8 protein-coding genes and 3 pseudogenes are annotated in these 12403 nt (G+C 59.6%); 5 read left to right on the top strand and 6 right to left on the bottom strand.

From position 1 onward, the window contains the following. Positions 1–31 precede the first annotated feature (31 nt). The 3 genes from QZ648_RS24370 to QZ648_RS24380 all read left to right on the top strand — a co-directional run bounded on the left by QZ648_RS24370 (position 32) and on the right by QZ648_RS24380 (position 3317). Positions 32–277 carry a hypothetical protein gene (locus tag QZ648_RS24370; RefSeq protein ID WP_291997258.1) on the top strand — a complete coding sequence of 82 codons (246 nt, stop codon included), beginning with the start codon at positions 32–34 and terminating at the stop codon, positions 275–277. Positions 278–628: 351 nt separating this feature from the next. Next, positions 629–1087 (top strand): hypothetical protein, encoded by a 459-nt coding sequence (locus tag QZ648_RS24375; RefSeq protein ID WP_291997259.1) that lies wholly within the window; start codon positions 629–631, stop codon positions 1085–1087. 1453 nt (positions 1088–2540) lie between these two features. Next, complete coding sequence (locus tag QZ648_RS24380; protein WP_291997260.1) at positions 2541–3317, top strand: pentapeptide repeat-containing protein; 777 nt, start codon at positions 2541–2543, stop codon at positions 3315–3317. 519 nt (positions 3318–3836) lie between these two features. On the opposite strand, the gene QZ648_RS24385 is transcribed toward QZ648_RS24380, so the two are convergent. The 6 genes and pseudogenes from QZ648_RS24385 to traJ all read right to left on the bottom strand — a co-directional run bounded on the left by QZ648_RS24385 (position 3837) and on the right by traJ (position 11601). Next, on the bottom strand, positions 3837–6470 hold the full coding sequence (locus QZ648_RS24385; protein ID WP_291997261.1) for a zincin-like metallopeptidase domain-containing protein: 2634 nt from the start codon (positions 6468–6470) through the stop codon (positions 3837–3839). Positions 6471–6475: 5 nt separating this feature from the next. Further along, entirely contained in the window at positions 6476–6739 is a 264-nt protein-coding gene (locus QZ648_RS24390) for a protein TraD (RefSeq protein ID WP_291997262.1), read from the bottom strand. 87 nt (positions 6740–6826) lie between these two features. Then, complete coding sequence (traF, locus tag QZ648_RS24395; RefSeq protein ID WP_291997263.1) at positions 6827–7363, bottom strand: conjugative transfer signal peptidase TraF; 537 nt, start codon at positions 7361–7363, stop codon at positions 6827–6829. Continuing rightward, positions 7360–9270 (bottom strand): type IV secretory system conjugative DNA transfer family protein, encoded by a 1911-nt coding sequence (locus tag QZ648_RS24400; protein ID WP_291997264.1) that lies wholly within the window; start codon positions 9268–9270, stop codon positions 7360–7362. The genes traF and QZ648_RS24400 overlap by 4 nt, the downstream gene beginning before the upstream one ends. Beyond that, positions 9267–11197, bottom strand: a pseudogene (gene traI, locus QZ648_RS24405) (TraI/MobA(P) family conjugative relaxase). The gene QZ648_RS24400 and the pseudogene traI overlap by 4 nt, the downstream one beginning before the upstream one ends. 35 nt (positions 11198–11232) lie before the next feature. After that, complete coding sequence (gene traJ, locus QZ648_RS24410; protein ID WP_291997266.1) at positions 11233–11601, bottom strand: conjugal transfer transcriptional regulator TraJ; 369 nt, start codon at positions 11599–11601, stop codon at positions 11233–11235. A gap of 327 nt (positions 11602–11928) precedes the next feature. Here traJ and QZ648_RS24415 point away from each other — a divergent pair. Together QZ648_RS24415 and QZ648_RS24420 are read left to right on the top strand one after the other, a co-directional pair. After that, positions 11929–12084: pseudogene (locus tag QZ648_RS24415) on the top strand (TraK family protein); the annotation flags it as partial. Between the two features lie 232 nt (positions 12085–12316). Continuing rightward, positions 12317–12403, top strand: a pseudogene (locus tag QZ648_RS24420) (conjugal transfer protein TraL); the annotation flags it as partial.

The following is a 12403-nucleotide window of genomic DNA, read 5'->3' on the forward strand; positions in this document are numbered from 1 at the left end:
AACAAGGTCGGGCGTTGTGTAGAGGATGACTATGAATTCGAAGCAGCAAAAACTACTTATCGGCATGATTGCCGTGGTCATGCTGATGGCTCTTTTTCCGCCATTCAGATTTATCGGAGAAAACGGAGTAATTCTTAATGCTGGCTATGGATTCGTATTTTTTCCGCCTACCTTAGGGTCCTTCGTAGCTCAAGTGCATGTCGGAATGCTTCTAACTCAATGGGTGGGCGTCTTAATTGTTGGAGGCCTCGCCTTTCTGCTCTTTCGCGAGAAATGACCAATAGCAACGACGGCCAACTTGCCGAGTTGCCGCCTTCACGGTGCGCAAGAGTGCGCCCATTTCGATGCCGAGTCATGACCACTTCGGCGACTGACCCGAGCAGCGACCCAACACCGAACCGGCCTAGTTCCGGCTTTTTCACGCTGAGGTATCTCAGCGTAGCGCCGGACGCGACAGCGCGGCTATTTTCACTACACGGAGTAGCGCCTGTCGGCCAGGAAGAGACGGTGACCAAGTTGACCCGAAGCAGTCGTTGAAGCGATCTGGGTGTACGCTGTTGCCTACATTGCGACGTGCCGCTTTCTACACGGAACGACACAACCCCCTCAAACGTCACGGAGTTTCAATGTGGACTATTATCAAATGTGCTGCCGAGAGATATTTGGCTTCCACGTCGATGGCGATAAAAGCCAAGACGACGGCACCTTTTTTTCTCTATCGGGGGAGTTCTTAGAGGCCGCTCGGGTGTTACAGGCACGACCCCGCGGTCGCATAGGTTACTCGTCGGCAATTTACTACCTGCTCGGTCACTCGGCAGAGCTCTTGCTCAAGGCGTTTCTGTACAAGCACAAGCGAACAATTAAAGACCTGAAAACGATCAGCCACGACTTGGAAACATTAGCATCTCTTGCAATAGGTGCAGGTTTGCCCGAAACAGTGAAGCTTGAGCAAACCCTTCGACTTTCGGCTGCCTATAAAGAAAAGGCTTTGGAATACCGAACGAGGAAAGGAAAGACATTCCCGGCCCTCGGCCTCTTGACGGAGGAAATCGAAAAATTGCAGTCAGCCGTCTTTGACAAGCTGTAGGAGTGAAAAATCTAACACTGCGCTCCAAGGGAAGCTGCGCGATAAAGCCGCACAGCGCCGGTGATTTCAAACGTTGGGCGTCCGCTTTCCAAGACCTCGATTGTCCGCATCGGGTCGTGAAGAGCCTCTCGATGCATGATGCAAAAGTCATCACGAAGCGGCACGCTAAGCAATCTTGGGGTCTATGTCGTTTCGTGTGGAACGGACGACGACCGACCTGTGGGGCTGCGCAGGCATGGCCATCCCGAACAGCGGCGTTGAGGGCGCGGTCAAGGGCGGGCGAAGCCCGGCGGAGCGCACCCTTGACGGCGTCAGAAACGCCAGTACGCTCAAGGGCTTGGGGCTGGTTGCGGCTTTTCGCGGCCGGCCCCCGAGCCCGTCCGGCGGCGAGGACTTCACCGCCCTTGGGGGCGGGGCTAGGGGTGGGGGCGCCCGCAGGGCTCGGCACAGGCATCGGCTCCGTTCCACACGAAACGACACAAACCCCAATCTTGGCGTATGCTATTAACCTAGCTTCGGAGGTCTCAGCAGCGGTTGAGCTGGGCGCTTTCGGGGCAGCAGATAAACGCTATTCGTAGCGCCAAGAATTCCGTGAGATCCACGTGTCCCGTGACGACTTCGCCCGCTTGACTGTTGAAACCCTCGCGAAACGAGTGGGCGTCCGGTGCTCAAACCCCGCGTGTCGCAAGCAAACTGCAGGACCGAGAACCTCTGCCTCAGAGGCAGTAAACATCGGAGTCGGAGCGCATATCACCGCAGCAGCGCCCGGAGGGCCACGTTTCGACGGGCGCCTCTCCTCTACACAAAGACAGTCGATAGAGAACGCGATCTGGCTATGTCAGAACTGTGCAAAGCTGATCGACAACGACACCGGACGATACACGGTCGACATTCTGAAACAGTGGAAGCATCGAGCGGAGACCGCTGCACTGGCAGCGATTCAAGGCGAGAGTCAGGGCGGACTGGAAAGCTTCTGTCCTGATTCAAATGGCGATGGAGGTAAAGAGCTAGCCTGTGCATTCTGCGTCGGCACCGGGAGCGATCCGTTTGCAACCACACCTTGCAGCATCTGCAAGGGCAACGGAGTATTGACGGTGAGCAACGTGGATCGCAAACAGTGCCGATATTGCAAGGGGACCGGGCGCGACCCGTACGAGCAGGCCGTCTGCAAAGTTTGTGACGGCTTGGGTCTTATCTTGAGAGGAGAGCCGCCACTGGGCTCGGTTCGGCGGTGACAGCCTGCAGTCGGCCAGGAACGGACGGAGAGGATGTTATTCCTATAGCGAACATGCTATCGAAAAGTTTAATTGGTCTAGCTACGATGGACCAAGAATATAATCGCCTTTGTACTGATATTATTCCTGACTTAAAACTAACTGCGAATCAAGTTTAGTGTCAGGACGTCAACTTACAAGTTAGGCATAGTCACACCTAGTATTGATACAGCTAACCCATGACAAATCAGAAAACAATCTCTCACCGGATGCGCCGCTTCGTGCAAGAGGTCGAACCTTGGGGGGTCATCGTCGCGGCAGCATCTTTACTTCTAGCTGTCGCTATATCATGGTTGAATCTAGTTGAGGCGGTAGAGGATAGAAAATTTCGCGCTTGGCAATTGATACAAGCTCGGGTACCAGGAAACTCTGGGAAAGCTAGCGCCCTGGAATATCTCAATAGCCCGGATGGCCTATTCTGTTCTAAAATCTTTGGCGGCACGCTAGAGTCATCGCTATATCAAGGTACGAAATCTTGGTGCCTTTACAAAATAAAAGAAATCACATCCCTTCTGGGTGTCAATTTATCTTCTAGAGATCTCGATCATCCACTGTGGTTAGGCGGCGCAAAATTGAAAGGAGCCAATTTAACTCGGGCGGATTTCGAAGGTACTGAGCTTTTCGTGTCGGATTTGTCCTATGCAAACTTAGCCATGGTAAGTTTTAAAAATGCCGGACTGCAAGGTTCAGATCTAAGTTACTCCACCATTCGTTATGCAAACTTTGATGGTGCCACATTGCTTGGTGTGAATTTCGAGGGCTCTTTACTGGGTCACGCAACGTTTTCTGGAGCCAACTTAACTGACGCCAAGTTAGACGGAAGTCATCAATTGACAATTGAACAACTGTCTGGGGCATGTGGAAACGAACGCACATCGCTTCCGCCAGGTTTTGAAATAGCCATGTGTGAAAAAGAACAGCACACAAAAACAGAAGGAAAATTAGGCGTCCATTAATATGCGAATTTGCCTAGTTAAAAAGAATCGCAATTGCGATAATATATTGCCCAATAAGTTGTTCCAGCAGACTTCGAACACTCCGCGGCATTCTGCGAATGCCTTCGGCAGTACGTCGCAGAATGCCACTCCATCTTTTGGCGCCGCTGAACCAGACGTTGAACGTCTGCTTTCCTTCGCGCCGGTGGTCGGTTATGGGTCGATACCGGAAATGCAGTGTTATTGACAGCAGACGGTCATGCACATCGATCTTCGTGCGAACGCCGAACCTGTCAGATTCAAGCCTAATGGTCATTGCGTGAGCAAAACCATTGCTGAGTGGTCATTGTCAGCCAGCGAGTTCGCGCAAGCGATCTCGCCGTCTTGGGGGGAGCCTAGCGGCGGGGGTCTGCCGTAGGCAGTCCCCCAAGAGCGAGCTGCCGCTGAACACCTTGATGCCTTCTGAACCCCCTCACACACCGAGCACGAGCAAGCCAAGAACGCGTCATCGCAGCGCAACCTACGATGACGCCATATCTATTACCCCACCTTCACCGCCCTACGTAGCCGCTGCTCCCGTTTCTCCAGCTGCTGCTGCGGCTCGACACTCTGCGCCTGGTAACGCTCGATCACCTCATCGACCACCGAACGAACCTGCCGCTCGATACCTTCCCGTCCCAACACGCTCTTGGTGGCCAGATCATTGAAGTCGGTGAAACCCTTCGGATTCGCCGTTTGCTCGCCAGGCGCGAAAATCGGTAGCAGGGCTTTTCCGCCAACCGCCTTTGCCGCTTCCTCGGCCTTGCTACGGCCGGGATTTATTCCCTGCGTGGCTTCGAGGTGTCGATCGTCGTCGCCGGCGATCAGGATGGGCTTGTCCGGGAATTTCGCGTGCAAGGCCTTGGCGACGGGTAGCAGGTTGCCCGAGTCGAAGGCGGCGACGGTCGCAAAACCCAGCGTCTGCTGCAAGCTGCTGGCCGTCGCGTAGCCTTCGCCAATGACCAGGGCAGGGGCCTTGGCCAGGGCGTCCAGGCCGCCGATTGCATGGAAGCAGCCTTCCTTGCGGCTGTCCTTGGCGAAGCGCTTGGTGCCGTCTTCCTGGATGTATTGCATCGTCCATTGCTTGCCATCGGTGTCGGTGGCCGGGATGTAGGTTCCCCGGCCTTCCTTGTCCGTGAAAACGCCCGCCTGCGGTTCGATTCCCTTGGTTTGCATGTAGGTGGTCGGTGCGATAACCGGCAGCAGGTGCGCCATCTGCTTGGCTACCCGCTGCGCCGTCTGCTCTTGCAGGCGCTCCTGCTCGGCAGTGCGCGCTTGCAACTTGTCGGCCGCTTCGGCCTGTAGCCGGGCTTTCTGCTCGGGGTCGAGCGCGTAGCCTTTCGACTTCCACTTCATGTCGACGCCGGTCTTGTTGTTCTTCACGTAGCCGGCCGGGTGGCCGTCTAGGTGGCCCACGTAGAAGCCCGAGCCGGCTTTCTCGCTGAGTTTCTCGCCTTCGACGCTGATGCGGTGTTTCTTGCCGTCCATCATCGGGTGCTCGCCGCTCACCACACAGCCGATCGAGCGCAAGGCCTCGGCGAACTCGTCTCGCGGCGACATGGCCGGCCCTTGCTGGCCAGGGACGTTTTCCGGCAACCAACGTTGCAGCCGGCTCTTGTCGGCCTTCGCGCCGGCAAACCAGGATTTCGCGGCCTTGTCCCACAAAGCGCCGGCGGCCTTGGCTGCGGCGCGTTCGCCATAGGGAACGGCGAGATACTGGCGCTCCTGAGTGCGCTGCTTCTCGGGCTGGGTCGGACGTTCCGGGGCCGCGGCATCGGGTTGCCGTGCCCATTGGGCGAAGGGAGCAGTGTCCTTGATACCTCCCGGAAGAAACCAAGACTGTTCCTGACGATCCCAGCGCGCACCCAGCGCCTTCGCTTCGTCTTTCTGGTGGTACGGCACATCGAGATAGGTTTTCTTCGCCGGCTCGGCGTCGTTCACCGCCGGCGCCGGCGGCTTCTCGCTCTCGATCTGTGCGACGCGCCGCTGGATATCGGCGTCGTTGAGCACGACGGCCAAGTCGGCCGACTTGCGCGCCTCTCTCGCAACGGCAATCTGCTCGTCGGTGCTGTCGGGATCCTGGCGAACCCGTGCTTCCTCGAGGCGCGCCAGTTCGGCCGCCTGCTCGTGCGCGTTGGCTTCGCTCTGCGTCAAGGTCTGCATGCCTGCCTCCTGATTTTCGCTGTCGGAGATCACCGGCGCGATCGGGTCCTGGCTTTGCTCGGTGCTCTGTTCCTGAACCTGCTTTTGCTCCAGAGCCAGCACATAGGAGTGGATCTTCTCGGCGTCCGCTGCCGCGCGAAAAACTTCGAGTGGATCGTCTTTCAGGACCTTGATCCACGTGCCGACATAGGCCGCGTGCTGGCCGGGATCGTGACCGATTCCGAGCTCATCGCCCATGATCATGCTGGCGATTTCCGCCCGCAGTTCTTCCTTGGCGTAGGCCTCACTGCCGAAAGGATGCTCCAGGTCACGAGCAAGGCGTGACGGGTGACCTGTCCAGTGGCCCAGTTCGTGCAGCGCTGTCGCATAGTAAGTGTCGGCGCTGGGGAACTGACCTTTTTCGGGAAGGTGGATGCTGTCGGATCCCGGCCGGTAGAAAGCCCGGTTTTGCGGGCCGTGCTGGATCAGCGCACCAGAGGCCTGCAAGATGTGTTCAACTCGTTCGAGGGCATTCCATTCCTGCTCCTTGCGCGGCTGTACCGGCGGCAGGCCGTCGATCTGCTCAGCATTGAACACGGTGGCAAAAAACACCCTGGGCCGTTCCAGACGAACATCGTCTTTCACCGGCTGGCCCTGGGCATCGAGGACCGGCTTGCCGGCCTCGTCGGTCTTGGTCTGTTCTTCGCTGAATTTCCAATACTGGATCGGCGTCCCTTTCTCGCCCTTGCGCACCTGCGCGCCGGCTGCCGCCGCCTGCTTGTAGGTCATCCAGCGCTGATCGGTACGCCCCTGGCCCAGCAACTGGATGGCGTTGATGCCGCGATAGCGCTTGCCGGTCGTCGGGTTGAGCGGGATGAAGGATCCCGGCTCGCCTGGATGCCATGGTCTTTGCCAAGGCGCGGTGCCCTGTTTCAATTGCTCGATCAGTTGCTCGGCAACCTGTTCGTGAAATGCTTTCTTGGTCTCGGCCATCGTCCTTACCCCTTCGCCTCGGTGGTGGCAGCCGGCGCCGTGGCATCGACCAGGTCAATGTCGCTCTCGACGGCGTCCTGTTCGCTCAGGGCATCCTCGACGAAAGCGCCGGCCTGTTCGGCCTCTTCGGGATCGAACTCGGCTTGATAGCCAGGAGTCATCGCGTCGGCGAGCTTCTCGTACAGCACGGCGGCGGCGTTGGCCGTATCGGTGGCAGCACTGTCATTGGCAGCCTCCGCGGTGGGCAGAACGGTGTTCCGGGTAGTCATGGTCTCTACTCCTTGAATTGGCTGTAGGCGGACCTGGCCTTGGCCAGGCCGGGCTTTCCTGCGATGAACAAGCTCATGAATTCCTCCTCACCACGTAAAAACGGGGCGGATGACGCCCTTGATTTGCGAACGATCGATCGGACCGAAGTAGCGGCCATCGAAGGAGATACCGCTGACGTCCGACATCAACAGCAGTTCGGAACCGCTCAGCGTGAAGCGCTCGGCCTGAAAACGCGGCAGGGGCCGGCCAGCCAAATCGGCCTCGATCGGGGCGCTCAATGGCAGCAGTTCGCCATTCACGCGCACGCCTTCGGCGGTGATGCTGACGGCGTCGTTTTTAGCGGCTAAAACGCGCTTCATCATGTAGCCGTACTCACCGGGGCAGAAGCCGGCCCCGATGTAGCCCCTTGCCTTGGCCTCATCGAAGACGCCGGCTTGCGGCGGGCAGAAGATGACGTAAGCGCCTTTGACGACAGGGTCGCCGCTCAGCCAGTACACGCCGACTGGAATGCTCCGCGTGCTGTTCACGCGCGCACCGCTTGCGTAGGCCATTGCGCCCAACAGCAGCACGGCACCGCCGGCAACGGCAGTCGCCACGCTGACGCGCTTGAGGAGGCGGCTCATATCGTGATGGCCTCTGCTGCTGGCACCGTGTGCACGTGAAGCAGCTTGTCGCTGTTCTCCGGCGCAGGGATGGCGGCGCGGGCCTGGAACAGTGGATCCTTGAAGTAGAGCGGTTGCTTGCCGTAGATGGCCGGATAGCCGGCCACGTACACCACCATGTCGCCGGCCTCGTCGATATCGCCGTTGGCGTTCTTGATTGCGCCGGGCATGCGCAGGCACTCGTCGGGAGTGAGCAAGGGCCGCTGCACTTCCTGGATGGTGCGCGAAACCTGGCCAAGCAAGGCGCTCGTGCGACGGCCACTGGTAGTGACTTGCTCCTTGGCGACGGTGGTTTGCCCGGTCAGCTTCGAAAGGTGCTCGGCCGTCTCTACCCGGTTCGGCGGGTAGGCGGTTTGAACGTGACAATTGGAGGTGATGCTTTCGTCGTGCCCGTAGCCGGTTTCACGGCTCTTGAGCTGGTTGATGTCCTGGCAGATCAGGTAGCACTTGATCCCGTAGCCGGCCACGAAGGCCAGCGACTCCTGCAGGATTTCGAGTTTGCCAAGGCTGGGGAACTCGTCCAGCATCAGCAGCAAGCGGTGCTTGTAGTGCGCGACCTGGCGGCCGTCCTTGAAGTCCATCTTGTCGGCCAGCAGGCGCACGATCATGTTCACCATGATGCGCACCAGGGACCTCAAGCGAGCCTTGTCGTTGGGCTGGGTGACGATGTACAGGCTGACCGGCTGCTCGTGGTGCATCAAGTCGCGGATATTGAATTCCGATCGGCTGATGTTGCGGGCGACGATGGGATCCCGGTACAGGGCCAGGTAGGACTTGGCGGTGGACAGTACCGAGCCGGCTTCTTCGTCGGGGCGATCCATCATGTCGCGAGCGGCCGATCCGACGGCCGGATGGTTCTCGCCGCCAATGTGGCCGTAGGTGCGCATTTCCATCCACAGCTCGGCGATGTCCCGATCGGGATCGGCCAGCAGGGCATCGACGGCCGGCAGGGTCGCCGCCGTTCCCTCGTTCCTGGCCTTGTAGAGCGCATGCAGGATCACGCCGACGAGCAACGCCTGGCCGGTTTTCTGCCAGTGCGATTCAAGCCCCTTGCCGTCCGGATCGACGATCAGGGTCGCCAGGTTCTGCACGTCGCCGACCTCGTTTTCGGTACCGGTGCGGATTTCGTCCAGCGGGTTCCAGCAAACGCTGCCGTTGGCGGAGGCCGGCTCGAAGCGCAGCACCTTGTTGTGCGCGTGCTTCTTGCGCCATCCGGCAGTCAATGACCAGAGCTCGCCTTTGAGGTCGGTGATGACGGCGCTCTCGCCCCAGGAAAGGAGAGTCGGCATGACCAGGCCAACGCCCTTGCCGGAGCGCGTCGGCGCGTAGCACAAGACATGCTCCGGGCCGTTGTGGCGCAGGTAACGCTGCTTGCCCTGCTTGTCCAGCCAAGCACCGACATAGACGCCAGCGCTTGTGGGCAGCGCCTTCCCGGAGAGGAGCTGCCAGAAGCTACGTGGCCGGGGCAACAGCCCGGAAGCCTCGATATCCTTCACGTTCGCCCAGCGAGCTGAACCATGCAGGTAGGGGTTGAGCTTGGCCGAGTTCGCGAGAACCATCTTGGTGACGGCCAGGCCGAGCAAACCCGCTGCGCTAACGGTCATGCCGATACCGCCGGCACGCATGACGGCGTCCGGGTACTGGCCGTACCACGTACTGACCCAACCCAGGATCGACCACGGCGCATACACGTGGTTGAGGTGAGGACCAAGGACCGCCTGGTACTGGAAATCGTGCGCAAAGAACTGGGTGGCGGACTGCAGGCCCGCAACCAGCGACGCAACACCCAAGGCTGGGATGATCTTGTCGGCCTTGGCTTTCGGTGCGCGTACCTGCGGACCGACGGCGTTGTTGAATTTGTCTTTCACCTGCTTCGCCCTTTTGTCTTGGTTGAACCCGGCTGAGTGACGGTGACGGCATCACCGACGACAACGCGCTTCTGGCGTTGTGCGGACACTTCGGCAGTCGGCACCCCCTGCATTTCCTCGCCGTGTTTCAGCAAGGCCGGCGATTGACCCTCGCCCTGGTGGGTGCCGGCGGAAGTATCCGCCCCGCTTTTATGATCAGTATATCGTATATTGTTCTTTATATCGAAATGCGGAGAAGGCCCCTGGGCACGCTTTTTGATGTGTTCCCCAGTCAACGCCATGGCTGGCGACACCACTCCTGTCCGGGAAAAATCCGGCCGCAGCCCGTGATCCGACCGTTCTTCCTGTTGCTCCGGGCGAGCACGGCCCGCCATGCCTGCTTCGCTCAAGAGCACTTGTCGACGCCGCTCCAGGACGGCGTCTTCAAAGGTGAGCGGAAGATTCCCGAGCGCAGCTGCGCCGGCGACCTGCTCCCGGAATTCGGCGGTGCCGTTGACCGTGATGCGGTTCCCGTACCGCTCCATCGCCATGCGCAAGGCTGCCTGCAAGCCGTCCTGCGTGACTCCCCGAGAGACTTTCAGCTTCTCGCCGTCGTCCCTGACCGCCGACGAGCCAAACCGGTAGATGATGGTCCCCGTCTTGGTGATGCTGTCCGGGCGCGCCTCGGCTACTTGGTTTGCCTGCTGCCCGCCTGTAGCTGCCAGCGTGTTTCCCTTGAGACCCTGCGCAGCATCGCGTGCGCGCAGGGCGGCCAGTGCCTCGCGATCTCCTTCGGTGGCCTTGCGGCGCAACCAGTCGGCCCAGCTCTGACGCTGGCACTTCTCGTGAATGGCTTGTCGATCCTTCAGGTACTGCTTGTTGATCTTCTCGATTTCGTCCCGGAGCGTCTTGCTTGCGAGCGCATAGAGTGCCTTGCGGCCAACACCCGGGTCACCCAGTAGCTTGATCGCGGCGCGCTTCAGGCGACCGCTCCGCTTGGCGGCTTCAATCAAGCGATTCTTCCGGTCACGCGCCTGCGTCCAGGCAAGCGAACGCGAGGCGCCGATGTCCTGCTGCTCGGCTTTGTACCTGGCGTACAACTCAACCGTATCGACCCGTGTACGAATGGGGCGCGGCTCGTACTGCCGTGCCGGCTTCGCCGCCTGGTTGGCCGTCCACTCCGCTGAAGCTTCGAAAGGACCAAGCCGAGCTTCGAGCTTGCACTTCGACAACTCGCGGGCAACGGAACTCGCCTTGACCATCGTCCCCGACTGGTCGGCAATGATCAAACCGTTGCCGCGGGCCCGCAGTTTCCAGGCCGTTGTCGCGCATCACTGCATGCAGGTCCGCCCAGGACTGCGCGGCCTGGATCTCCTTCAGGCATTCGCGCTGGATCCAGCCAAGCAGGCTTTCGACGCCTGCATGACGTTCCATATCGGCCGCGCGATTCTCCGCGCCGCGCTTCTGCGCCTGGTGGTTGTCACGCTCCAGGCCGTAGTCGAGTTCCAGCCGCTCGCAAAGCTCGCCCAGGATCTTGTGGTCGTTGTAGGGCGTGTGGATCGAATAGCGGGTGGGGTGAATCTTGTTGATCGCAATATGGATGTGCAGGTTGTCGGTGTCGTGGTGAACGGCACTGACACGCTGGTGATCGCCGTAGCCGAGCCCCTCGCAAATGCGCGCCTCGATAGCATTCAAGGTGGTTTCGGTCGGGCTCGTCGCCGCGGAAGCTGACAATCAGGTGATAGGTCTTGTCGGACTCGGCGCGGGTGTTCTGGACCTGGGTGTTGATGACCTCGAAAATCGCCGCGTCCGGCCGGCCTGACTGGCAATTCGTGACAGTCACGCCACCAACGCGCTCGGCTTTCTGCTGCGCGTTGGTGATGTACTTCACCAATTCGGCGAAGTCGCTCTTCTTGACCGACTTCATGGGCACTTGCTTGACGATCATGCCTGCCCCCCGGCGTTTTAGCCGCTAAAATTTTTTCAGTCAGCCCTGGGCCTGACCACCGTCCCCATGACGTGAATCATCTGGTCCTGCGTGGACTCGATCCGGGACAGCACCGCCCGGATGGTGGCCTCACCGACCGAAGCCAGACGAGCGTCGTCGGTCAGCCAGAGCTTCAGCAGGCCACCGAGTCGGCCCAGGTCCCCATTGATCCTCGCCAGCTCTTCCACCTGCTTGTTGTCCACGATGCCGCGCACCTGATAGCCAATGCCGACGTTCAACAAGAAGGTCGACAAGCTCAGGCCAGTCGCGGCCGCATTCGCCTGAATCTGGTGCCGCTCTTCGGGCAGGCAATACACCTTGATCGGCGGACTGCCTTTGCGCGTTGCCTTGTTTTCCTTCTCCATCGTTCCCCAGTTGTGGCGGCGACAGCCGGCTGCCTCGCAGAGCAGGATGTCCGTTGAGCACGAAGTGCGAATAAGGGCTTCGTGAAGAAGGACGACCCGCCTGCGGGTGGGCCTACTTCACATATCCTGCCCGGCCCAACAGCGTTGTTACGCCAGAAGTGACAAGACACAGCGCGTTGCCGGGGCGTTGCTGCAGCGTTGCTCTGCCTTGCATTTCGATATATCGTATCATTGTTGAAGACAAAACCCGACACGCAGCGGCTAAAGCGCGGTTTCAAATCGGTGCGTCAGGCAGAAGAAGGACGGAACAATGCTTACGAAACGGTCATGACGAAGAACTTGTCGGTGCGCATCGCAGAACGCGCAGCCCAGAAGAAGCCGTCCCGTAACGGACAGAACCGGGCGACCTTTCTGGCCATACGGGGGGATGTCAAACAGGCCCTCGATGACGGCTGGCCAGTCAAGACCATCTGGGAAACGCTGCACGAGGAAGGCAAGGTTTCCTTCAGCTACCAGGCATTTCGCGGCTACACGAACCGCCTGCTCCTGTCCTCGTCAGCGAGCAGGGCAACAGTGTCGACGCCGATGGCCGTCGACTCACGGATCGGCAAACAGCGCGACCCGGCAACAGCCAGGCGACCGAGAAAAACCCGGAGGGGCCGACGACAAGCGGCTTCACATTCAACAGAACACCGAAGAAGGAGGATCTACTCTAATGGCCAAAATTCACATGGTCTTGCAAGGCAAGGGCGGCGTCGGCAAGTCGTTCATCGCGACGGTGATTGCGCAGTACAAGATGAGC

Source organism: Candidatus Accumulibacter sp. ACC012 (assembly GCF_907163155.1).
In the GTDB taxonomy this organism is placed as follows: Bacteria; Pseudomonadota; Gammaproteobacteria; order Burkholderiales; family Rhodocyclaceae; genus Accumulibacter; species Accumulibacter delftensis.

What these genes read in the sequence shown, in the direction of transcription:
- QZ648_RS24380 (WP_291997260.1), top strand. Translation starts at nt 2,541, where the DNA reads ATGACAAATCAGAAAACAATCTCTCACCGGATGCGCCGCTTCGTGCAA.
- traJ (WP_291997266.1), bottom strand. Translation starts at nt 11,601, where the DNA reads ATGGAGAAGGAAAACAAGGCAACGCGCAAAGGCAGTCCGCCGATCAAG.
- QZ648_RS24385 (WP_291997261.1), bottom strand. Translation starts at nt 6,470, where the DNA reads ATGGCCGAGACCAAGAAAGCATTTCACGAACAGGTTGCCGAGCAACTG.
- QZ648_RS24390 (WP_291997262.1), bottom strand. Translation starts at nt 6,739, where the DNA reads ATGACTACCCGGAACACCGTTCTGCCCACCGCGGAGGCTGCCAATGAC.
- QZ648_RS24370 (WP_291997258.1), top strand. Translation starts at nt 32, where the DNA reads ATGAATTCGAAGCAGCAAAAACTACTTATCGGCATGATTGCCGTGGTC.
- traF (WP_291997263.1), bottom strand. Translation starts at nt 7,363, where the DNA reads ATGAGCCGCCTCCTCAAGCGCGTCAGCGTGGCGACTGCCGTTGCCGGC.